General features: G+C 70.1%; 22 protein-coding genes. All 22 read right to left on the bottom strand.

The features are described from left to right. Window positions 1-28: 28 nt before the first annotated feature. The 22 genes from DEU31_RS15175 to DEU31_RS15065 all read right to left on the bottom strand — a co-directional run bounded on the left by DEU31_RS15175 (window position 29) and on the right by DEU31_RS15065 (window position 22636). The gene (locus DEU31_RS15175) at window positions 29-361 is read right to left on the bottom strand and encodes a hypothetical protein (RefSeq protein ID WP_166649534.1); all 333 of its coding nucleotides are present in this window, start codon (window positions 359-361) and stop codon (window positions 29-31) included. Then, entirely contained in the window at window positions 358-2040 is a 1683-nt protein-coding gene (locus tag DEU31_RS15170; protein ID WP_133677737.1) for a hypothetical protein, read from the bottom strand. Before DEU31_RS15170 ends, DEU31_RS15175 begins: the two co-directional genes overlap by 4 nt. Beyond that, window positions 2040-3221, bottom strand: coding sequence for a hypothetical protein (locus tag DEU31_RS15165; protein ID WP_133677736.1), 1182 nt, complete (start codon window positions 3219-3221; stop codon window positions 2040-2042). Before DEU31_RS15165 ends, DEU31_RS15170 begins: the two co-directional genes overlap by 1 nt. Then, window positions 3218-4105, bottom strand: a complete 888-nt coding sequence (locus DEU31_RS15160) for a hypothetical protein (RefSeq protein ID WP_133677735.1) — start codon at window positions 4103-4105, stop codon at window positions 3218-3220. Before DEU31_RS15160 ends, DEU31_RS15165 begins: the two co-directional genes overlap by 4 nt. A 14-nt stretch (window positions 4106-4119) precedes the next feature. Beyond that, complete coding sequence (locus DEU31_RS15155; RefSeq protein WP_133677734.1) at window positions 4120-4971, bottom strand: hypothetical protein; 852 nt, start codon at window positions 4969-4971, stop codon at window positions 4120-4122. A 10-nt stretch (window positions 4972-4981) separates the two neighbouring features. Then, a complete protein-coding gene (locus DEU31_RS15150; RefSeq protein ID WP_133677733.1) occupies window positions 4982-9511 on the bottom strand; it encodes a peptidoglycan DD-metalloendopeptidase family protein in 4530 nt (1509 codons plus the stop codon). Between the two features lie 33 nt (window positions 9512-9544). After that, a complete protein-coding gene (locus DEU31_RS15145; RefSeq protein WP_133677732.1) occupies window positions 9545-9910 on the bottom strand; it encodes a hypothetical protein in 366 nt (121 codons plus the stop codon). Between the two features lie 26 nt (window positions 9911-9936). Further along, on the bottom strand, window positions 9937-10269 hold the full coding sequence (locus tag DEU31_RS15140; protein ID WP_133677731.1) for a hypothetical protein: 333 nt from the start codon (window positions 10267-10269) through the stop codon (window positions 9937-9939). Window positions 10270-10365: 96 nt separating this feature from the next. Then, complete coding sequence (locus DEU31_RS15135; RefSeq protein ID WP_133677730.1) at window positions 10366-11004, bottom strand: hypothetical protein; 639 nt, start codon at window positions 11002-11004, stop codon at window positions 10366-10368. A gap of 85 nt (window positions 11005-11089) precedes the next feature. Further along, entirely contained in the window at window positions 11090-11497 is a 408-nt protein-coding gene (locus tag DEU31_RS15130; protein ID WP_133677729.1) for a hypothetical protein, read from the bottom strand. Between the two features lie 303 nt (window positions 11498-11800). Continuing rightward, window positions 11801-12133, bottom strand: coding sequence for a hypothetical protein (locus tag DEU31_RS15125; RefSeq protein WP_133677728.1), 333 nt, complete (start codon window positions 12131-12133; stop codon window positions 11801-11803). After that, window positions 12130-12579: a hypothetical protein gene (locus DEU31_RS15120; protein ID WP_133677727.1), complete on the bottom strand. Its 450-nt coding sequence runs from the start codon at window positions 12577-12579 to the stop codon at window positions 12130-12132. Before DEU31_RS15120 ends, DEU31_RS15125 begins: the two co-directional genes overlap by 4 nt. A 15-nt stretch (window positions 12580-12594) precedes the next feature. Then, complete coding sequence (locus DEU31_RS15115; protein ID WP_133677726.1) at window positions 12595-12900, bottom strand: hypothetical protein; 306 nt, start codon at window positions 12898-12900, stop codon at window positions 12595-12597. Window positions 12901-12905: 5 nt separating this feature from the next. Further along, window positions 12906-13826 carry a hypothetical protein gene (locus tag DEU31_RS16950; protein WP_208109997.1) on the bottom strand — a complete coding sequence of 307 codons (921 nt, stop codon included), beginning with the start codon at window positions 13824-13826 and terminating at the stop codon, window positions 12906-12908. A 14-nt stretch (window positions 13827-13840) separates the two neighbouring features. Continuing rightward, window positions 13841-14197 (bottom strand): capsid cement protein, encoded by a 357-nt coding sequence (locus DEU31_RS15105; protein WP_133677725.1) that lies wholly within the window; start codon window positions 14195-14197, stop codon window positions 13841-13843. 2 nt (window positions 14198-14199) lie between these two features. Next, complete coding sequence (locus DEU31_RS15100) at window positions 14200-15474, bottom strand: head maturation protease, ClpP-related (protein ID WP_133677724.1); 1275 nt, start codon at window positions 15472-15474, stop codon at window positions 14200-14202. Continuing rightward, window positions 15471-16763, bottom strand: a complete 1293-nt coding sequence (locus tag DEU31_RS15095) for a DUF935 family protein (RefSeq protein WP_133677723.1) — start codon at window positions 16761-16763, stop codon at window positions 15471-15473. The genes DEU31_RS15100 and DEU31_RS15095 overlap by 4 nt, the downstream gene beginning before the upstream one ends. 13 nt (window positions 16764-16776) lie before the next feature. After that, window positions 16777-18549, bottom strand: coding sequence for a hypothetical protein (locus DEU31_RS15090; protein ID WP_133677722.1), 1773 nt, complete (start codon window positions 18547-18549; stop codon window positions 16777-16779). Continuing rightward, window positions 18546-19136, bottom strand: a complete 591-nt coding sequence (locus DEU31_RS15085) for a P27 family phage terminase small subunit (protein WP_010549666.1) — start codon at window positions 19134-19136, stop codon at window positions 18546-18548. Before DEU31_RS15085 ends, DEU31_RS15090 begins: the two co-directional genes overlap by 4 nt. A gap of 479 nt (window positions 19137-19615) precedes the next feature. Next, window positions 19616-20038 carry a hypothetical protein gene (locus DEU31_RS15075; protein ID WP_133677720.1) on the bottom strand — a complete coding sequence of 141 codons (423 nt, stop codon included), beginning with the start codon at window positions 20036-20038 and terminating at the stop codon, window positions 19616-19618. An 853-nt stretch (window positions 20039-20891) separates the two neighbouring features. Further along, on the bottom strand, window positions 20892-21425 hold the full coding sequence (locus DEU31_RS15070; protein ID WP_133677719.1) for a hypothetical protein: 534 nt from the start codon (window positions 21423-21425) through the stop codon (window positions 20892-20894). After that, on the bottom strand, window positions 21422-22636 hold the full coding sequence (locus DEU31_RS15065; protein ID WP_133677718.1) for a hypothetical protein: 1215 nt from the start codon (window positions 22634-22636) through the stop codon (window positions 21422-21424). The genes DEU31_RS15070 and DEU31_RS15065 overlap by 4 nt, the downstream gene beginning before the upstream one ends. Window positions 22637-22650: the final 14 nt, after the last annotated feature.

Below are 22650 nucleotides of genomic sequence, written 5' to 3'. Positions count from 1 at the left end.
GGCGGGGCCGTGGAAGGGGCGTGCGGGGTCAGGCGGCGTCGGGGTCGGGGAACTCGGTCGCAGCGATCTCGTCCCACGCGTCGGAGACGACGTAGAGGATGTCGGTGTCCTGCACGTTGGGGTAGCCGCAGTCGACGCAGGCCGCTGCGGCGATCGCGGGGTTCGTCGCGATGCGGACGAGGAAGCTCGTCACCGCGAACTCGGGGTTCTGCAGCGCGGCGGACGCGAGGCGTCCGGATGCGCCCTCGGCCCCGGCCCGTTCCGCGGCGGTCTGGCGGACGGCTGCGGTCGTGCGGGCGCGGACGGTCTGGTTGTCGATGATCTTCGAGGATCCGATCAGGTTGGACACGATGGGGATCACTTCCTGTAGGTGACGCGGAACTTGGTGGGGGAGCCCTTGAACTGGCCGTAGTAGGTCAGGCCCGTGTTCGTCGTGTAGACGCTGACGCCCTTGTAGGTGCCGTTCGCGATCGGGGCGTGCCACGACGAGGGGACCGTGACCCAGCGGCCCGCGTAGCGGGGCCAGTTCGCCGAGGTCGTGCCCGAGCCGACGATCCCCTTGTAGGTGCCGTCGTTCGGGTAGAGCACCGCGGTGCCGCCCGAGCCGTAGTACCAGTGGGCGTTCTCGAGGTAGACCTCGAACTTCTCGATCGTCGAGCCGGCCAGCGCGCCCCGCATCGCGGGGTAGAACACCCAGCCGCCGTAGCGGTTGCCGTACGAGCTGTAGGTGCCCTGGTAGACGGTGCCGTTGCGGGTGTCGCCGCCGTAGGACGCTGCCGACCATGTCTGCGTCTGGCGCACGACGATCGGAGTCGGGTCCGCGGGCTCCGAGGTGCCCCCTCCACCATCGCCGTCGTTCCACCGCTTCAGCGTCGACGGCATCGAAGGGCCCACATCCTCAATCGAGAGGACAGGGGAGTAGAACCCCGTCGCGAGCACCCGGACGGGACGGCCGGCGACCTCGGGACGGATCATCCACATGAGCCAGAACCCGCGCCCTGAGGACCAGGAGCCGGTGTCGAGCATGAACTCCATCCCGTTGACCGCCGTGGCGCTGCCGGCGAAGACGGGGTTGCGGGCGAAGATCCCGCGGTAGGTCCCCTCGTTCGGTGTGGTGCCATGGAGGATCGGAGTGCCGTCGTAGCTGTAACGGAGCTCCTCGACGATGTTGGTGTTCGTACCACCGGTGACCTCGACGAAATGCTCGGAGAGGCGAATCCGGTAGAGGCGGCCCGCCTCGAGCGTCGTCTGGATCTCGCCACGCCGGGCATAGTCCGAGGTGTCACCGTCGAGCTGCGACGTCGACGTCAGCTGCCCCCAGGCCCGCATCCCTCGCGGGTACTGGGCGAGGATGTCGCCGAGGGTGTCACCGCCCACGGCGAGGCTGTCGAAGGATCCCGCCGGTGCCTGCACACCGGACGGCGAGATCATCGTGGACCCAGCCGTGATCAGGTTGTCGCCGGACGGGCCGATGCGGACCATCTCGTACTCGGCGCCGTCGTCGTTGATCCCGTACAGGGTGATCCCCGTCGAGTCGATTACGACGCGCTGCCCCGACTCCGCAGTCCGGATCAGGCCCGCCGTCACCATCCTCGCGGCGAGCGCGACCGCGTCGATCAGGCCCGCGTCCACAGTGCCGGCGACGAGGCGGCCCGCGTCGAGGCCGACCTGGACCCAGGCGCCGTCGACGAGCTGCCACCGGTCGGTCTCGACCATCGGGGGCCCGAGCTCGACGATCGTCCAGAAGGCGCCCTCGGGGTACCCGTCGGTCCCGGCGGGGGTGGAGGTCGCGACGGTGTTGAACTTCGACGCCGTCTCGATGCCCGTGACGAGTTCCTCCTCGAGCCGCTCGAGCGCAGAGGGGATCGCGCGGACCGACTGCTGCTGCCCGTCGCCGTCCGTCCACACGGCGTCGCCGTGCTCTCCGAAGTCCTTCACCCCGGCGGCGCCGGTCTTCGACGAGCGGGCCTCCTCCCGGAGCCGGTCCACGGTGCTGCGGAGCGAGTCCTTCGGGCGGGCGTTGAGATCCCGGTACTCCATCAGGCGACCTCCTCGTCCTCGTACTCGATCGGTCCGTCGTCCTGGAACTCCAGGTCGACCGTGGCGGAGGTCCAGCTGCCCTTCGCGGCGATGATCCGCTTCGGGGTCGTGCCCTTCGGGACGGTCAGCCAGTCGTCGCCCATCGTGACGTTCGCGGCATCGCCGACGTGCCACCGCCCGATCTGGCAGCGCGGGTCCGCGCCGTCGATCTTCACGGAGATCTGGGTGACGGGAGCGCGGGCCGCAGCGAGCTCCGCCTCGGCGTGGGTGCGGATGAGATCGCCGTTCTCGGAGTCGCTCGTGGACCCGACGACCTCGAGGAGCGGCATCTGGTCGTCGAGGCGGGACAGGTCCTGCACGACTCGGGCGAGGATGCCCGCGCCCTCGCCGGCGCCGGTCCAGTAGACGCGGTTCGCGATGCGGGCCGCATCGGTCTTCACGTCCACCTTCGAGATCGGCGACCTCGTGGAGGTGGTGTCGAGATCCATCGTCCAGCCCTGCGCGATCTGCGGCTGCGCCGCGGTGCCGTTGACCATCACCCACTCGAGATGGGTGCCGTCGTCGCTCCAGCGGGGCCGGAACATGATGTCGGTCCCGTTGCGGACCTTCGTCAGCTCGGTCAGGCGCTTCCATGCGCCGTTGTTCGAGAGGTTGAAGCCCTCGTAGTTGCGGCGGTTCAGGGTCGCGCCGGTCTCCCGCGGGGTGCCGTAGACGATCGGGAGCGTCCCGCCGACCTTCGCGACTGCGTGCTTCACGACCTCCTGCGCGATCGTGCCGAGCGACATCCCGGTCAGGGACACCACCGACTTCATCAGCGCGATCTGCGGATCGTTCGGCGACGCGACCGGCTCCTGGGCGAGGACGACGCGCTTCTCGAGCACGGCGCCGATCCCTCGGCAGGCGAGGGTCGCGGTCGTCTCCGACTCCGCGGGAGGGCCCATGACCGGACCCGCTACCCAGGCGTCGAGCGTGCCGTCCTCGTGCTGCCAGGACACCGCGACGCTCGTGCGCATGTGCGACCACCACTCCCGCTCGAGCCGGCGCAGCTGGGTCTTCGAGGTCGCGACCGAGAAGTCCTCGATGCCGTTGAGAGGGATGGACCAGCTGCCGGGCGCCGCGAGGTCGAGCTGCGCGCCCTTCCGGCCGTCCATCGTGCGCACCAGGTGAGCGACCCAGGTCACTGCGCCACCCCGACATGCCAGACCTCGAACCTGTTGCCGGGGTAGCCCTGGTTCGTGCCCTTGTGGTGCATCCAGCCCGGCCCGGACAGCCCCTCGATCTGGTCCTGGATGTAGTGGACCTTGTGAACACCCTCGGACAGCTGCTTCGTGAAGCTCATGAAGTTCGTCTGCGGCGCGGCGCGGGTGACGCGCGTCGTGAACGCGAGCTCGAGGACGTCGTCGATGTAGACCCGCCACCGGATCGCCGCCGACGGCTGATCAGTCGTGCCCTCCTGAATCGCGGAGAGGCAGTGCGTCATGTCGAACCGCACCCAGGAGTCGGACGGCAGCGGGCGGGTGCGGCCCACCCCCAGCGTGATCGGGGAGACGTTTCCCTTGATCGCGTTCGCCGGATCATGGAACTGGTGCAGCAGCCCCAGCGACCCTCCGGCCGGGACCGCGAAGTTCCGGTCGACGGACTGCTGCGCCGACGTCGTCGCGGCGATCCCCGCGGGGACGACGAACAGGCCGAGGGTGATGCCGCCGCCCGGAGCGGCGCCCTGCGTCACGTACACCAGCCCGTCCCGGTCCATCACGATCCGGTCCTCGCGCGTCCCCGTCGCCGGGGCGGGGAGGGTGTTCACCGTCTGCTGCTCGACCGCGTACTCGAGGCCGAGCCCCGCCGCGGTCTTCAGCACCACGGACCCCGCCGTGACGAGGTACGCCATGCTCGACGTGCCCTTCACGGTCACGCCGCCCGTCGGCTTGATCCCGCTGGTGTGCCAGTTCGCGCCGATGATCCGCTGCAGCTCCGCCGGGGAGGTGCCCTGCAGGATGTCGACGACCTCGGGAGCAGGCTGCTCGCCGAGCTTGATGGGGGCCTTCGGCCAGGGATGCACAGCCATTGCGTGCTCCTCTCTCAGACGTTGATGTCGCGGTGGCGGACGATCGCCCAGCCGGTGCCGCCCTGCAGGAAGCTGAAGTGCACGGACTCGATCGACCGCGGCGGAACGGACGCCCAGCCCCGCTCACCGAGGAGGTGCGACTGGTCCACGCCGCCGACCGTGACCGCGCCGGCCATGTCGACGGTCACCGGGATGTCCATGAACGTGGGCCACGGGTAGGTGACGCGCTTGTCGCCGACCCCGATGGCGAACCCCGGCGAGGCCGACCACACCGTGAACTGTGGGGGAGACGCGGTGTTCCCGTCGTTCCAGATCCAGTCGTCCGTCGCCACCGCCGTGCCGAACGAGATCACCCCACCCCTCGAGAAGGGGGCGAAGTCGAACCCGACCCCCGCCCCTGCCGGATGCAGGTACGTCTCCCGCCACGGCGTGTACAGCTCCGGGTCCGGGGCCGTCAGCGGGATCGAGACCGTGAACGCCGACGGCGAGGTCCGAGCGGTCAGCACCTCGCCGGTGCGCTCCACGACGGTCGTCAGCGCCGGCACCCCGGTCTCCTCGACCGTGAGCTCTCCCGACTCACCATCGGCGAGCGCAGCGGACAGCTGCCGCTTCACGTAGTTCGCGTGGTCCCAGGAGTCGAGCTTGATCTTCGCCTTCACCTCGAGGGTGCGGGCGGAGCGGGTGCGGGGCGTGGGGAACGAGCCGTGGCCGAGCCGCTCCTCGTTCTCTCCCCGCATCGAGAACCCGCCGTACCAGCCGGTGGGGGTGCCGTCGACCCAGAACTCGTTGCGGTGGTCGAGCTCGCGGGACGACGCCGCCAAGACGATGTCGCCCCGCGAGTTCGTGAGGAGGACCTTCTGGATCATCGGGGCCTCCTCACACGCTCTCGAGTTCCATGGCGACGCGGCGCATGATCTCGTCGGCCAGACGGTCCACGTCTGCGTCGGAGAGCTGCGTCGCGGTGATCGGCACCGTCACGGACGGGCCGCCGGTGCCGCCGGCCTCGAGCATCTGGATGATGCTCTGGCCCTGCTTGCCGGTGAACACCGGCTCGGGCACCCCGGACTTGTTGTGGACGAGGGACAGGCCGGGCTTGAGCCAGCCGCCCTCGTCGTAGACCAGGGGCTCGATCCCGCCGACGAGACCGCCGTGCGCGTAGCCGCCGCGCCGGTTCCACCCCGCCGCGAGGGAGGGGTAGGTGGCGCGGGTGTACCGGATCGACGCGAGGATGTTCGACAGAGGGTCGAAGATGTCCTTGTCGTAGCCCGGTCGGGCGTAGGCACGGAACGTCGGGCCGATAACCTGCATCAGCCCCTTCGACGGGGTGCCGCGCTTCGCGTTGCTGTCCCAGTTGTTCACGGCTCGGGGGTCGAAGCCGGACTCCTGGTTCATGCGGCGGAGCAGCGCCTGGAGGTTCGCTCCGGAGAACGCGCCCTCCATCGTCAGCGCCCGAGTCGCGGTCGGGGTCCAGCGCGTGGCCTTCACCCCGGCGACAGTGGTGTCGACCTGGTCCGAGGCCCAGTCGCCGATCTCACCGAGCTTCCCGGTCGCCCAGTCGAGCGCGGAGCCGATCAGCTTCTTCGGCATCCCGAAGAGGACGTCGCCCCACAGGGAGTCGCCGACGCCGGCCCGGACGGTCTCCTTGATGGAGTCCCACAGGCCAGCGAACGGGTTCCACCATCCGCCGTCTTCGCCGCTGCCCGCCGCGCCGCCCGCACCCAGGTAGGGCAGCGGGTCGACGTACTTCCCGTCCTTGCGGAGCGAGAAGTGGAGATGCGGGCCGGAGCTGCGGCCGGTCGAGCCGGCGTAGCCGATCACCTGCCCCGCGTCGACCGCCGCCCCCGAGGGGACCGCGAACGAGGATAGGTGGTGATAGCCAGCCGTGAGCCCGTTCCCGACGGAGAGCTCGAGCTTGTTGCCCGCCGCCGAGTTCCGGGTCCGGGACGCGGACCCAGGAGCCACAGCGACGAGGCTCGTGCCCGACGGCATGGGCCAGTCGATGCCCTTGTGCCGGCCGCTGCGCGCCCCGAACCCATCCCCGCGAGGGAACGAGCCACGGAACGGCATGCCCAGCTTCACCAGACCACCGCCGGCGAAGCCGGAGACGAAGTCCGCGAACGACCTGCCCGACGTGCGAGCCTCGTGGTTCGCGCGGAGGAACAGCGACTGGGACTCACGGTCCCGCAGCCCCTCCGACACGAGCACACCCTCACCACGGCGAGCAGCGATCAGCTGATCATCACCATCCCGCCAGGACGACTGCCCCGGCAGGATGCCGCCCGTGGTGTACCCCTTGAGGGCCGCGGGCATCTCCAGATGCTTCACATCCTCGTAGTTCGGGTCGAACCACGCGCCGACCTTGTTGAACGGATCGATGACGGACTTGTTAATCACGTCCTCGATCACGAACCGGACCGGCTTCGCAGCGAAGCCCTTCAGCTTGTCCCAGGCCGTGCCGATCGCCTCGACGCCCTTCTCGAAGCCCGGCGCGACGTCGTTGGAGACGAAGTTCTTCAGCGGCGTGAAGACCTTGTCCCGCACGAAGACCCAGCCCTTGTCGAGGACGTCCTGCACGTTCTTCCAGACCGGCTTGATGATCGACTCGTACAGCCACGAGAACACCGGGCCGACGACGTTCCGCACGGTCCAGTCGATGATCGAGAAGATCACCTTGATGACCTTCCACGCCGTGTCGATCGCCCAGGAGATACCGCTCCATGCCGGGACCACGACGTTCTGCCACAGCCACACGATCGTCGGACCGACGATCGCGGTCAGGAACCACTTCAGGGCGTCGAGCGCCGGGAAGATCACGGAATTCCAGGCCCACGAGATGATCGCCCCGATGGTGGTGAACGCCGGCGAGACGACGCTCTGCCAGAGCCACACGATGTTCGGCGCCAGGGTGTTCGTCAGGAAGCCGAAGAACTCGCCCAGGGCAGGCTTGATCACGGACTGCCAGGCGTAGACGATGAACGCACCGATCGCGCCGAAAACGGGCTGCACGTAGTCGGTCCAGAGCCGCTCGACGATCGGGAACATCTCGTCGCGGATGTAGCCGACGAGCTGCTGGATCGCGGGGACGACGACGCCCATCACGATCTGCGACCAGTAGTCGCCGAGCGTCTGGACCCACTGGACCACGACCGGGATCACCTCGCCGGCGACGGCCGAGAGGACATCCCACCCGGTCTGCAGCGCAGGCCAGAGCGTCGTCGAGAACCACTCCCCGACGGCGCCGACGGCCTCCTGCAGCCACTCGAAGCCCGCGACGATCACGGGCAGCGCCGTGGTGGTGAACCACTCCGTGACCGCGCCGATCGCGATCTGGATGCCCTCCCACGCCGTCTGCAGCACCTGCGCGCCGAGCTCGGTCTCGGTGAAGAACCACGTCAGCACGCCGACCGCGGCGCCGATCGCCAGGGGGATCCAGCCGATCGCGGCGAGCGCTCCGGAGATCACGCCACCGAGCGACATGATCGCGCCGACGACCGCGGTCCCGCCGAGGTAGAGCAGGAACCCGCCGACGCCGGACAGGATCGGGATCAGGTTGTCGCGCAGCCAGCCGCCGACCTCGATCGCGGCGTCGCGCAGCATGAGGAGCGCCCCGACTGCGGGGTGGTCCTCCTCCCAGCCGAACGCGTCACGGAGCGCACCGGTGAAGTCCCCGCCGACGACGAGGTCCCAGATGCCCTTGACCCCGTCCCGGACCCGGAACAGGAAGTCGACGGCGGCGGAGTCCTCCTCCCAGCCGAACGCCTCGGTGAGCGCGCCGGTGAAGTCCCCGTTGACCAGCAGGTCGTAGACCCCGCGAACGCCCTGGGAGAACGTCTCGATGTAGGGGGTGACCTTCTCGCCGATCCCGTCGACGAACGCGGTCACGCCGCGCAGCGCCGGGGCGATCAGGGGGTAGAAGTCCTCGAGCGCGGACGCTCCGAGGCGAGACACCGCGGCCTTCAGATTCGCGAAGGAGCCGCGGACGGTCTCTCCGGACTTCTGGGCTGCGCCGCCCAGGCGGGTCTCCATCGCCTCGGCGAAGATGTCGAAACCGATCTCGCCCTTGGACCCGAGCTCCTGGGCCTCGGCGGAGGTCTTGCCGATGACCTCTCCGACCATGTCCCAGATGGGGATGCCGGAGGAGAGGAGCTGCATCGCGTCGTCGCCCTGGAGCTTCCCCTTGGACGCGACGGACGACCAGATCAGGCCCATGTCGCCGATGTCGCGCTTCGCGATCGTGGCGGAGTCCGCGACGAGCGAGAGCGTCTTGGTGAGGTCCTCGCCCGGCTTGATGCCGGCGGCCGTCATCGTCGCGGCCGTGGAAGCGGCCTCGCCCATCCCGAACGCGGTGCCCTTCACCGAGGCGAGCGCCGACTCCATCACCTTGTCGACCTCGGCGCCGGACATCTGCAGGCCCTCGAGCGATGCCCGAGCGTCCTCGATGTCGGCGAGGCGGTTGAAGCCGCCGATCGCTGCGCCGCCGAGGAACGCGGCGCCGCCGGCGGCGAGACCCGCGGCGCCCCACTTCACGCCCTTCCCGATGCCGCCGAGGAGCGCGTCTCCACGGGACCGGATCCGCTCGGCTTCCTTTTCGACCTCTCGGCCGATGCCCTTCATGCCGTTGACGATCTGCTTCTTCAGACCGCCGGTGCCGTCCATGCCGGACCAGAGCCGCTTCCACGCGGGGAGCGCCTTCTCGGCCTCCTGCGCGGCCTGGCCGGTCTCGCGGGCGAGGTCGTCCTGGGCATGGGCGTGGTCGGCGGCGGCGTCGCGCGCTTCCTGGTGCGCGACCTTCGATTCGGTGATCGCGGCGCGCAGCGCGATGTCTTCGTTCTCGACCTTCTCGGTGGCCTGGCCAAGCTTCGAGCGGGCGCCCTCGAGCTTCGCGGTCGATGCGGTGACCTCGGCGTCGGCCTTCGCGGAGTCCGCGCGCTTGCCGGCGAGGTCCAGCTCTGCCTTCGCGAGCTCGTCGGTGGATGCTTCTCCGCTCGCGCGGCGCGCGGCGATGTCGCGCTCGGCCCGCTCGACTTCGGCGCTCTTCGACGCGGCTGTCGAACGGCGCTTCTCGAGGTCCGCCTCGGCGCGCTCGACGTTCGCCGCGGCGGAGCGCTCCTTGTCGCGGGCGTCGATGATGCGGGTCTGGGACTTCCCGACCTCGGAGGCGGCCTTCCGCGCTGCGGTGGCCTGCTCGTCCGCGGCCTTCTTCGCGGCGCGCTCGACCTTCTCGAGCTCCTGCACGACGGGGGAGACGTCGGCCTTCTTCGTCTCGGAGTTGATGCCGTCGACGAGCGCCCGGCCACCCTCGGTGCCGGCCTTCTTCGAGGCGTCCTTGACACCCTTCATGAGGGGGGCGGCGAAGCCCTTCATCTGCGGGAGAACATCCACCCATGCGGCATCCGAGCGCGCCATCGCCGCCCCCTCTCTATGAAGTTGTGGCGAAGCTCAGGGGCCCCACAAGCGCTCCAGGTTGGAGCTGATCTCCTGCTGCTCGACCTCGTCGAGCACGTCCCCGTCGGAGTAGCCGCCGTCCATCCCGGGAGCGGGCAGGAGCTCGGGCTTGACGGGCGGGGCACCCTTCTCGCGGAACATGTTCGCGAGAGCGGCGTTGAGGACCCGCAGCTGGGACGAGACGTCCCACGACAGGAGCGTCTCGTCGGTCCAGCCGTGGCCGGCTTCGGCGCGGTATGCCGGTGCGGTCAGGGGCAGGTGCTCGATCATCAGCCGCAGCTGACGCAGAGACACCCGCCCCTGGAAGTACTCGCGCAGAGGGTCCCTCGGCGCGTACGCCTGGAGGAGGGACGCCTCCACCGCCTCGGGGTGATCCCCGAGGAGGCTCAGTGCCGAGTAAGCCGCACCTTCTGGGCTTTTTCCTGCGACTCACGGGAGATCACGCCGAACAGCATCCCCAGGTCATCGAGGCTGTTGCCGTCGGCGACGAACTCCTCGTACTGGTCGCCGAGCAGCACCTCGCAGATCTCGTACTTCGAGGACGCGTCGTCCATCGCTTCCTGCTGCTCGTCGTTCATGAAGAGGGGGTGCGGGAAGGTGTAGATCTTCTCGTTCTTGCCCTCGAACTCGACGGTGCCGCCCTCGGTGCCGACCGCCTCCTCGTAGGCGGGCCGGACCTCCTCGAGGCGGTAGCGCTTGCGGTTGTTCTTCTTCGACATGCTGGATACCTCCGGGATGCTGGTGTGCTGGTTGAAGAGTCGGCGCGCGCCGCACCAGCGAACGACGCGCGCCGACGATCAGGGGAGCCGGGGGCGTCAGCCGCCGACCGGGGGCTCCGCGGGCAGGTAGAACGGGCCGTTCTGCGCGCGGCGGTAGGTGAGGTTCGTGGCCGGGTCCTTGTAGAGCCCGAACGTGAACTGGAAGCCCTCCGCGTCGGCGCGGGACAGGGTCCGCTCTCCGAGGTTGGTGACCTTCGCGCGGTAGGCCTGCTCGACGCGGTACTTCGTCTGCGAGCCCGTGCCGTCCTGGGTCAGCATCAGCAGCCGGTAGAACGGCGGATCGGACACCTCGCCGAAGCTGTAGTCCCAGGCCGCGGACTTCGACTCGGGCCACTCGGAGACGGGCAGGCCGTGGTACAGGCCGTTCACCCAGGCGTTCGCCTCACCGAACGTCGCGGCGAGGGTGCGGGCGATCGACTCGATGTCCGACCGGACCGGCTCGACGTCCTGGTCCATGTTGGTGTCGGTCGAGGAGACGTCGTTGCCCTGGGTCACGCCGTCGGTGGTGACGTAGCCCATCTGCCGGAAGTAGGCCGGCAGCGGAGTCGGCTCACCCTCCGAGGTGAAGAGCTCCTCGACCGGAGGCTGGTCGTAGTCGGCGAGCGCCAGGATCTTGTTGCCGTGCTTGAGGACGAGCCGGTTGTCGGTCTCGATGTTGTCGGTCACGAATGCCATGACAGGGGTTCCTTCCACGTGAAGAAGCCCGCCACGGGGATCGTGACGGGCCGGGGCGCCCGGGCAGGGGCGCGCTGAGGTGGGTCTACTGCGGGAGCGGGTGCGGGCGGACGGTGATGTCGAATGTTCCGACCTGCCGCTCGAGGTCGACGTCGTCCGCGGGGACGTCCGCGAACTCGGCCGTGCACTGCACGTCGTCGACGTGCGCGGTGGTGTCCGACTCGGACGGGAGGGTGAACATGTACACCTCGAGCATCTGGACCAGGGAGTTCAGCTCGTCGAGGTCGTCGTGGAACGCCTCCACGTCGAAGGTGTACGTCTTCGAGAAGCCGTCCGAGGGCGGACCGGGGAGCCGGTCGACCCAGATGCACGGAGCGACCGACTGCCAGCCGTCATCGGGACGGCGGGAGTAGACCGGCAGCCCCGTGCGGTCCGAGAGGTAGGCGATGAGGAGCCGCGTGGTGTTCGGCCACGCGCCGATGATCTTCGTCATCGCGAGCTCACCGCCCGTGCCGCCCGGAGCATCAGTCGGTACTTGTCGAACCGGGAGGTGCCCCGCTCGTACTTCGCGGCGCCCGGCGCGACGACCCGCGCGTAGGGCCGCTGGAACCCCTGTGCCTTCGTGCCCGGGCGAGTGCCCTCCTCGACCCGGATGTCGGCCGAGAGCTGCCGGAGACCCTGACGGGCCGCCGTCGCCTTCGCCCGCGCCGCGACCTGAGTCGCCCGCGCCCTGAGCCGCCGGCGCACCGCCGGGGTCTGCGACGCCTGCTGCACGATCCTTCGCACGTCCACGCCATCACCCCCGATCGAGCTTGAGGAAGAACTCGGTGTGCGGGAACGCGCCGACGAACAGCTGAGGGTGCCCATCGACCTGGTACTCGGTGCCGCGCCAGGTGACCCTGTCGTGCGCCTCGACCACGTCCGTGAGCGGACCCGAGACCCGGTAGCGGGCCGTGATCACCTTCTCGTTCCCGACCGACTCGGTCGACCCGACCGGCACCACCGAGTAGCCGGTGAGCAGCGTGTCGACGGGCGTCCCGGTCGCGCGCCCGTTCGCGTCCGGGCGGCCGGTCGCGACCTGGTGGACCGTGAGCGTCTCCCCGTGGATGTCGCCGTCGAACCAGCTCATCGTCGACCCTCCGGCCACTCCGGGAACAGGCCCTCGAACGGGCCCGGATCCGGGAAGCTCCCCAGAGGGGTCGCCTGCCGGGCCGACGCCGAGCCGTCGAGGATGTCCAGCATCCACGGCGCGTACACCCACGGGTCCCGCGGGTTGCCCGCCTGGTCGAGGGTGATCGATCGCGACTCGGACCCGGAGGTCACCTGCCACGACTTCGCGCCCGGCGTCGGCGGGCCACCGAGGACCGGGAGCACCAGCCACGTCACCACGTCGGCGACATCGGCGGCGCTCACGGTCCCCGCGGCGACCCGCGTGCGCAGCGCCGGCCACCGCCGATCGATGTCACGAGACACCGATCCGATCAGCGCCTCGGCGCGCTGCTTCTCCGCGGGGGAGAGGGGACGCCACGGCGCCGACACCTGGTCGGGCGTGGCCCACGGATCGAGCTCAGCCATGACGCCCCCTCCCGGTCACTTCGCGGCGCCGCCGCGTGCGGCCGCCTTCTCGGCCGCCGGCTTCTCCGCGGCGGCCTTCTCGGCGGCCGCGCGCTCGGCGGCAGCCTTGTCGGCGGCGGCCTTCGCGTCGGCCTCGGCGAGGTCCTGCGGCGAGTCCGCTTCGGGCACCTCGACCTCGGCGATCAGGCCGTTGTTCTTCAGCCGGGTCACGTCCTTGCGGTCGACGCCGGACGGCAGCACCGCGCCCTTGTAGAGGTAGCGCTCCTGCCCGGAGACGTTCACGACGACGCACGCCGCGATGACCTTGATCTGCTTCGCCATGATGATCAGACTCCCGTTCCGGTGATGCGGATACCTGCGTTGGGCTCGAGCACCACCGGGACGGTGATGCGGCGGGCCTGGACGGTGTACATGTCGCGCTCGTCCTTGCGGATCGACTTCACCTCGAGGCCGTCGTAGCCGACGTAGCCGGGGGAGGTGATCTTCTCGTCGGCCATGCCGCCGAGCTGGTCCCGGTCCACGAGGATCGGGTCCGAGAAGGGCACGTGCTGGGACGTCACCCAGGTGAGGCCCAGGTAGTCCGGGATCACGCCCGAGAGGACGAAGTTCCCGGACTCGCGGGGCACCAGGTCGCTCTTGATGAGCGACGCGGCGACCTTCGCGAACTGGGTCGGCTTCAGCGCCACGACGGAGTAGTCGAAGCTCTCCTCGATGTGGTCCTCCTCGGCCTTCGCCTTCGCGGACAGCACGGTGTCCACGATCGCCTCGCCGCTGGTCCACTGCGCGGTCGCGGCGAAGGTCTGGGCGACCTTCGAGGCGATCACGCCGAGGGCGGTGCCGTCGATGTCGCGGATCATGCCGTTGGCGATCTTCCGCAGGCCGCGGTCGACGGGGTTGATCAGCAGGCGGCTGATCGCCTCGTCGGTCACGTCGGAAGCGAGACCCGTCTTGCGGGTCTTCGCCGAGGCGAGCTCGCCCGTGGTCATGACCGTCTTCGGGTACTCGCCACCGGGAGCGATCGCCTCCGGGGAGTCGGCGGGGAAGATCTCCTCGCCGGTCTCGTACAGGATCGCGCCGCCCTCGGCGGTGAAGCGGCCCGCGAGGAGGTAGTCCGCGATGAACTTGTGGTCGAGGATGGTCGCCAGCCGCTTCCGCAGGAGCGACGGGGTCTTCATCAGGTGGTGGATCTCCGTGGTGGTGAGGTCGGAACCGACCTTCACCGGAGCGCCGGGGTAGCTGTAGGCCACGATGAGCCCTCCTTTCAGGCGAGGTGGAAGCGGACCGAGGCGGTCTCGCCATCAGCGGCCGCCGCGAGCGCGAGGCCGATCGTGCCGGACTCGGCGGTCGCGACCTTGCCGTCGGCGGCAGCCGCGACCCGATCACCCGCCGCGATCGCGCCGGCAGCGATCGGACGCTGCACGGCACCGGAGTAGACGGTGACGAGCTCACCCTCGGCGGCGTCGAAGCCCGCGACGCCGGCGACCTTCGCGGACGCCTCGCCGGCGTGGGCGACGGTGCGGTCGCCGGTGATCTCGACCAGGCGGCCACCGGTCACGTCCGCCGAGGCGGTGAACGTGACGGAGTCGCCGGGGCTGAACTGGGGCAGGTAGTCGGCCATGCTCAGGCCTCCTTCTCGGTGGTGGGCCAGTACTTCGCGTACACGGCGTCCTCGTCGGTCGACTCGTCGACACCGCCCGTGAAGCCCGCGGGCGCCATCGGGATCGTGCCGGGAGCCAGGGAGTCGAGCACCTCGGTGGCGCCCTCCTCGTCGGCGGCCAGCTGCGCGAGCCAGTGATCCCGGCGCGCCGGAGCGACCCGGCCGTCCTGGATCGCGGCATCGACGACGCCGGCGCGGCGGTCGGAGATCTGCTGGGCGCGGGCCTCGGCGCCGGCCCGGGCGTCAGCACGCAGCTGCTCGACCTGGTCGGCGTCCATGAGCACGGTGCCCTCGGGCGGGGAGAAGCGGGGCGCGGGCTCGGCACGCTCGGCGAGCGCCTCGTCGACGGCCGCGAGGATCGTGTCCTCGGTCGCGTCGGCGTCGGTGATGCCGAGCCGGTCGATCAGCCCCTTCTTGATGGTGTCCGACATGGGGTCGGGTCCTTCCTTCTGGGTGTGGGTGGGTTCCACCGGCTCGGCCGGAGGCTTGTGGTCGCCGTCGGCGAGCGCCGCGGCGAAGTCGTGGTGATACGGATGCCCGAGAACGGACGCCCCGCCATCACGCTGAACGGCGCTGGCGGCGAGGCCGAGCGGCGGTGCGGGGGCGTCGGCGCGGCCGGCATGGGCGAAGATCGACAGGTCCAGGCTGTTCTTCACGTCGGACTTGTCGCGGTCGGAGTCGACGCGGTCGGCGAGACCCGCGGTGACGGCTTCCTCGGCCGAGTACCAGGTCTCGGCGAGCATCGCCTCGCGCCAGGTGGCAGGTTCGCCGCCGGCCTTCTCGGCATAGATCGAGGCGATGTTCTCGCTGACGCGCGTGAGATCGTCGGCCATCTTCTGCATGTCCTCGGCGGGGCCCCAGCAGAGGCCGGAGGCGTCGTGGATCATCAGCTCGCTGTTGCGGCCCATCACGACCTCGTCGGCCCCCATCGCGATGAACGAGGCTGCTGAGGCGGCGATCCCGTCGACGTGTGCGACGACGGTGGCCTCGGTGCGGCGGATGACGTTCAGGATCGCCATCGCGTCGAAGACGTCACCGCCGGGCGAGTTGATGAACAGATCGATGCGGTCGGAGTCGAGCGCGGTCCAGTCGCGGACGAAGTCCTTCGCGGTGACCCCGAACCATCCTCCGATGGCGTCGTAGAGGTAGACCTGCGCGGTGCGGGTCTCCTCGTCGGACGCCATACGGAACCAGCGCTCGGAGCGCGGGAGGGGCGGGGTGCGGCGGGTGTCGGTCATGTCCCCTCCTCAGGGGTCGGAGCGGGCTTGTACTCGCGCGCGGTGTCGGCGTCGGCCGGCGGGAAGGAGTACATCGTGCGGATGTGCTGCTCGAGCTTGTCGTCGGCGGTGAGCGCACCGCACTCGATGAGCGCCCGGATCCCCTCCGCCGTCGCGGGGTGGCGGGACCCGATCTCGTCGAACACGATCCGCGGGGCGGGCTCCTGCTCGCCCCAGTTCAGATCGACGAGGTCCTCGACGATGTGCTGCGTCGCGACGGACGCGATGTCCTGGGCGACGGTCTGCAGCGAGAGGGTGAAGAAGTCCGCGAACGTCTCGCCGAGCGCGTAGGAGCCCGTCGAGTTGTCGCCGCCGAGGTTGAGGAAGTTCGCGAGCACGGCGCGGGCGATCTGCTCGTCGTAGTAGCGGATCGGCTTGTCCGCGTCGGGCAGCGCACCGGACACCCCGGCGAGGGTCAGCTTCGCCCCGTGAGGGATCGATGCTCCCGCGTTGTTCCCCGACCGGACCGCCTTCGCGATCTGCAGGCCCGCGGTCACGTCCTTCTTCGCCCAGTCCTCGCGCTCGGCGAGGGTGCCCATCACGGGCGGCTCCGCGCCCTCGTAGACGGGGATGCCCATGCCGTTGCGGTCGACGGTCTGCGCCTGGACCCGCAGCAGCCGGTCCTTCAGCATCCAGAACTTGTACGCCGGGCGGAGCAGCGACGAGCCGAGCCAGTTCCCGCCCTCGCGGTCGTTGACGTAGACCACGAGCCGCTCGATGCCCATGCGGGGGTCGGTGCGGCGGTTGCCGAGGCCGTGCTGCTCGAGTGCGATCAGGCCGCCATCGGCGGCGACGTCGACCTTCGAGATGGTGCGGGGCGGGCGCCAGCCCAGCTTCCGCAGCCGCGCCCGGCCCTGCTCGTCTAGCCGGTAGACCTGTTCGAACGGGGAGTGCCCGAACACCAGCATCAGCAGCGCGAGGCGGAGATGCTCCGACCACGCGAAGCGGTCCCTGGTGCGGACCACCGGACGCGCCGGCTCGCCCTGCACCTGCAGGCCGAGGTCGTCGGCGATCAGCTGCACCACCTCAGGCCGGGCGCCGTTCGGATCGATCCGCCACTCCGTGCGCCGGATCGGGAGCGTCACAGCGCGGAGCACCGAGATCACCTGCGCGTCCTGGCGACGCATCCGGTCGTACACCTCGAGGTTCTTCGGCCAGATCAGCTCCGGCGTCTCCTCGAGGTCGTCGATCGCCGACCACCACGAGTTGCTCGTCGAGGCGTAGCCCTTCTCCGTCTGCGGAACCGTCACGCTCCACCTCCTCTCAGAATCCGATCGTGTTCAGGTCGTCGGCCGGCTCCCACCGATCGCCGACCTCGGCGAGTGCCGCGTCGTCGAGCGCGAGCGCCGCCGGCGGCGGCGGTGTCTCCTGGACCCGCTTCTTCATCAGCCACAGCGCGCCGATCCACGCGATCAGCGGCGCGACGTCAACCGGCGAGCGCTTGCGGTCGATGACCCAGCCGTCGCCGAGCTCCTTCCGCTCGGCGAGCGCCGCAGCGTTGTCGAGCGGGGGCTGCTTGTTGTGGCGGGCCTTGCCGTCGCGGACGTCCTCGAAGGCCTGGCCGTGTGCGATCAGCAAGTCGCCGCCCTGCCAGGGCTCCACGGGGATGTCGAAGCTGGGGTCCTCGTCGAAGTCCTTGAGCAGCCCGGAGATCGGGGCGCCCTTGGTCTGGCCGGTGACGGCCTGGAAGCGGGGCCGCCACTCGTGGGTGAGGAGCCAGTCCTTCACCCAGTCGTCGCCGTGGCGGACCGCGCGGACCTCGACCTGGGCGACGCCGTCGGCGCGGGTGCCGGCGAACGTGATCCAGGTCTGGGAGCGGTCGGCGGACTTGTCCAGGCCGACCCAGACGGGGCCGACGAGGCGGTCCGCGTCGGCGACCTGCTGGGTGCCGTCCGGCAGCGTCTCCGGCTCGTTGGTGGTCTCCTCCCACGTCCCGGGCGGGAAGACCCCGTCGACGGTGCCGTCGGGCCACTGGCAGAGCACCTCGGTGCGGAACACCCACTCGGGGTCGGTGCGGCAGTCGGAGGCGAGCTTCTTCTCCCGGATGCGGTAGCCGAGGAGGGGGTTCGACTGGGCCCAGCCGTCGCGGTCGCGGCGGTCGATGCCCGGCGTCGCGGAGTACTCGGCGAGGAACAGCGTCTCCTCGTCCTGCTCCCAGTCCTCCGGGTCGTCGTCCTCGTAGAGCTCGTCGTCGTGCTCGAGCGAGGCCTCGATGTCGAGCTCAGTCGGGCCGGCGACGGGCAGGACCTTGTTCAGGCCGTCCGGGTCGCCGACGACGGCGTGCGCCATCTTCCGGAGGTACGAGAGGACGACGGAGAGGGCGTCGCCCGCGTTGGACAGGCCGAGCACGAGCGCGTAGTCCTGCGCCTGGGTCGTCTTGGTGATCGCGCCCCAGGCCGCCCAGTTCTTCTGCTCGCGCAGCTCGTCGAGCATGATCAGGTTCCCGGAGAGGCCACGGCCGGCAGAGCGGGACGCGGCCTTCACCTTGTAGCGGGAGCCGTTCTCGAGCACCAGGGTCTTCTTGCCGTTGACCCGGATGACGTTCGCGACGAGGTCGGAGAGGTCGTCGTCCTCGTCCTCGGTCTCCTCCAGGAGGAGGTTGACCGCGTCCTCCCAGATCTCCTCCGCCGTCTCGAGGTCCTGCGCGGTGCCGAGCACCAGCGGCCACTCCATCTCGAGCATGAACCACAGCGCGAGGACCTTCGAGATGGTGCTCTTGCCGTTCTGCCGACCGACGAGCAGCACCGCGGTCTGGAACCGCAGCGACCCGTCCTCGTTCCGCTCCAGCAGCCGGATCACGAACGACCGCTGCCACGGGTACAGGTGCACCCGCAGCACGTCGGTCGCGAACTCGATCACGCGGAAGCCCCACGACGTCGCCGGGGTCAGCTGACGCTTCGGCGGCGTGACGATGCGGGGCTCGGTCGAGCCGTAGCGCTTCCCGTCCGCCGGCGGGCCGCCGACCGCGGCACGGTACTCGGCGCCCACGTTGATCTCGTGGAGCGGCACCGTCGGCCGGTCGAGCACGGCGGTCACGCCGAGTCCTTCACGATCCGCATCGACGACGCGCGCCCGCCCTTCTTCGCGGGCTTCTTCGTCGCCTCAGATGGCGGGGTCGCTGGTGTCACCTGCAACGCGGCGCAGCCCTTGAGGTAGGACGGGATCGTGCCGTAGGCCGCGGACTGCATCGCGTGGAGCCCAGAGCGCTGCGCCTCGTCGATCAGCCACGCGAGCGTCTTCACCGCCTCGATCGTGCCGGCGTACTCGGCGCGCCCCTTCAGATGCTCCGCCGCGGCCACAGACTTGCAGGTCGCGTCGTACATCGTGCCCCGACGCCGCTTCGGCATGCTGTTCGGCGGCGCGAACTCAGCACCCCACGTGTTCAGCTGCTTCGTCATGTCCTGGAGCGTGCTGATCGAGGGGTTCCGGACCATCCGCCCGGTCGCATCCTCGATGCGCACACCGTTCTCCTGGACGTCCTCGGCGGCCTTGCGGAAGGCGTGCACCTGGGTGCAGTACACCTCGAACCGAGTAGCGTCCACCGAACGGCCCTCGGGCATGCGCCCCATGACCTCGTCCCAGATCGCTCGGACGTCGTCAGACAGGTGCTCGGGGGCCTCCATTCAGCACCTCCCGTCGAACATGCCGGACACGAGCGGTGAACGCCGACATCGGGCCCGAGTAGCGGATCCTCCGCGCCACACCGGTCGCCGGCATCCGCGGGTAGGCATCGAGAGACTCACGGATCAGCGGCTCGAGCTCGTCGAGCCGGTCCATCGCATCCCGCCGGTAGACCACCGGCCGAGACGGATCCAGAGCACGGCGCACCGTGTTCCGCGAGACCCCCAGATTCCGAGCGATCGCCCGGATCGGAGTCCCCTCGGCGGCGAGCGCTCGGATCGGCAGCCGATCGTGCACCACGATCACCTCCCTGCCCGGGTCCACATTCCTGCATGGTCACGCATGACCAGGCATACCCCCTCACGCCCTCCGGGGGGAGAGGCCGGTCGCGGCGGTCCCCGGCCGGGAGGCGGGGCGCCGGATCTTCCGGCACCCCCCTGCATGACTATGCATGCACGCGTGGGTCAGGTCACAGCTTGGCTTAGGTCATCAGGCCCAGATCGTCTGGCTCGTCCAGGACGCTCCAGGAGACGAAGCGCGGCGCTGAGTCGTCGTGATCGAAGGCGGTCCACCAGCGGTTGATGCCCGCGAGCGTCCGGACCATGTCGTCCCGGCCACGAGCTCGGACCCGAGCAGCCGACACCTCGGCCGGCTCGAGCACGAGCATCACGTGCGTCGCGCGCACCAGCTCCGCCCAGCGGCGCCGAGCTGACGACGTCGCGCCCGCTCGGATCACCACCGCGTCGGCGTGCCGGCGGCGGCCGAGGTCGTCGAGCGCAGCCTGGAACTGGGACTCGGTCGTCCACGCCGCGTCGTCCCGGTCGAACACCTCGAGCCCCGAGGCCCGGGCCGCGGTCGTCTTGCCCGCACCCGGCGGGCCGCACAGCAGCACCACTCGACGCACCGCTCCACCTCCGTCCATTGACCGGCTCGGCAGCAGAAGGAGTGGCCGCCGCCGAGCCGGCCGAGACGAGGGAGCATGACTAGGCGCGCCGATCGAGGCGCCGCGACCAGGTGCTCGACCCCGAACCCCGGAGCAGGTAGCAGCACCCCGGGGCGATCAGGAAGACATGACCCCGAGGTCCGCGGGATCCCCGGCCCCCAGCCCCGTGTTGCACAGCAGGTGGGCCGGGGCCCAGTTCGACGGCTCCCACCTCAGGTGAGGGAACGCGCTCTGCGACTTCACGTGCTGGACCGAGCACGACGACGGGTGCGGGTAGCGGAGCGAGTAGTCGATCGGCTGCCGGCAGATGCAGCACGGCGAGCCCTGGGCCTCGGCGCGCCGACGCACGAACTCTGTCGCCTGCTTCTTCCGCCGACCACCCCACGCAGGGAGGACGAGACCGTCGCTCACATCGACCCCACCTCCTCGAGGACTCGCGACCATGCGAGAAAGGGGTGCCGGCGGCTCGGGTCCGAGCAGGGGACCAGGAGCGTGGCAGGGCTGGCCCGGCCGCCGGCAGACATGGCAACGGCCCGCTCCGCGAAGCGCGGACGGGCCGTTGGGTGCAGTACACCAAGATCACGCTCAGAGTGGCCTAAGGGTGGCCCAACGTCAAGGACCCTCAGCCCGGCGCGGCGTGTCGCGCCGATGCCGCCTCGGTCGCGTCGTCGACAGACGCTGCACCACCTCGGGCGTGATCAGGTGGAGAGCACGTCCCGCGCTGTCGTACCCGTGCACCGGCAGCTCCCTCCTGGCCCACCGATCCGACAGCCCGTACATCCTCGTGATCCACTCCCGGTCCACGACCAGACCCTCAGCCCTCTGCTCGACGTGCACGAGCCACCTCCCGCATCTCCTCGAGAGTCCCGCCCGACGTCGCGGCCTCGATCACGAGATCCCGCATCGACCTCGACGGCCGCCACAGACCCATCAACCCCCGAGCCTTCCGCCGCAGCTCGAACAGCTCCGGCCACATCTCGTCGACATACCAGGCCCGGGCGACGACGAAGCCGGCGTTGCTCCGCAGCCACCGAGCGACCTCGGCGGTGTTCCCGCCCGTCGCGACCCAGGCGCCCGACGGTGTCCTCGTCCACGACGACCACGCCGGGTCGAGCTCCTCGAGCCCGCACTCCTCGGCCGCGAGGTCACACCACGGCACGAGCACCGCATGGATCTCCCGCGCCAGATCGAGACCCGACACGTTCACCAGCACCGCGGAGCCCGAACCACCACCCGACGGCCCCTCGACCTTCCGCTTCGGCCACCGAGGTAACACCCGAGCAGCCTCCTCCAGATCATTGACCATCCCCAGGAACTGGTTCACCCGGGGATCCACCATCACCCTCACCGCTTGCCCCTCCTTCTCCGACCACGCTTCGTCCTCCTGCCACGCCCGCCCTGACCGGGCGGGCTCCCGTCCATGCCCGGCCCGTGCCGGCCCTGCCCGGCCCGACCCGTCCCGACCCGTCCCGACCCGGCACTTCCAGAACCTTCAGCCTCAGCTTCCGGAAGCGATGCAGAAGTGTCGTCGCGCCTGGTCGGACCGGGTTTCTGCTCGACCTCAGATGCGACCTCAGCGGCGGGCAGGCGCTCCGCCTGCACCGTCGAGGTGGTGGTCGCGCGCTGTTCGCCGCTGGTGTGCGGCGCCGCGTCAGCGACCTCCTCGACGGTGCCGGCAGGCGTCGGCTGCCCGGGCTGGGGGGCGTTCGAGGGAGCGGTCTCCCGCGCAGTCCCCGCGCGCTGGTCACCATGGGGTGCCGCGTCTGCGGGTCGTGTCTGGGAGGGCGCAGTCCGCTGATCGCCGCTGGGTGCGGTCGCCGCGTTCTCTGCGCGCGCGGAGCCGGTGGGGGCCGGCTGCGCGTCGGGGCGGGTCTGGGAGCCCGGCTTGCGGTCCTTCGCGCCGCGGGGGCGCTTCGGGATCGCCAGGCCGAGATCGGTGAGCACCGTGCCCTGGTCCTTGAACCAGGCCAGGGTGATCGTCGAGTAGTAGCGCTGCTTCTCGGGCGGCGGAGGAAGCAACGGGTAACGCGAACCGCGGCCGCCCTCCTCATCTCGCCTGCCGGAGTTGCAGCCCTTGCACGCGACGACCAGCTCGTCGATGCTCCGGGCGCGCTGGCCGGGGATCAGGTGGTCGTACGTGCCGGCCCGGTTGCCGTTGCGCATCGCGAAGGACACGACCTTGCCGCAGTAGCGGCAGGCATCGCCGTCCCGCACCCGTACAGGAAGCACCAGGGTCAGGTCCGAGGTGTCGGCCTTGCGCTGGTTCTCCCACGCGATCTGCTCGCGGGTGCGCAGATGCATGAAGTCCTCGTCGGCGACAAGGCGGATCACCTTCCGGTCATCCTCCACGCCGACCGACAGGAGCCCTGCCTTCGCGGCGAGGTCGAGGAGCGACTCGTGGCGCGGGGACAGCACCATCGCTGTGCCGAACGACACCCGGTAGTCGCTGCCCTGCTGCGCCGCCTGCAGGAAGAGGCGCATCACGAAGCCGAACACCTCGTTCACGGACCGCTCATCAGCGTCCGCGAGCTCCGCGACGCCGAGCACCCGCTCATCCATCGCCGCGGTATCTC

The organism is Brachybacterium sp. AG952 (genome assembly GCF_004362645.1).
GTDB lineage: Bacteria > Actinomycetota > Actinomycetes > Actinomycetales > Dermabacteraceae > Brachybacterium > Brachybacterium conglomeratum.
The sequence above is the reverse complement of the archived record's forward strand: the minus strand, read 5'-3'. Positions and strand labels throughout refer to the sequence as shown.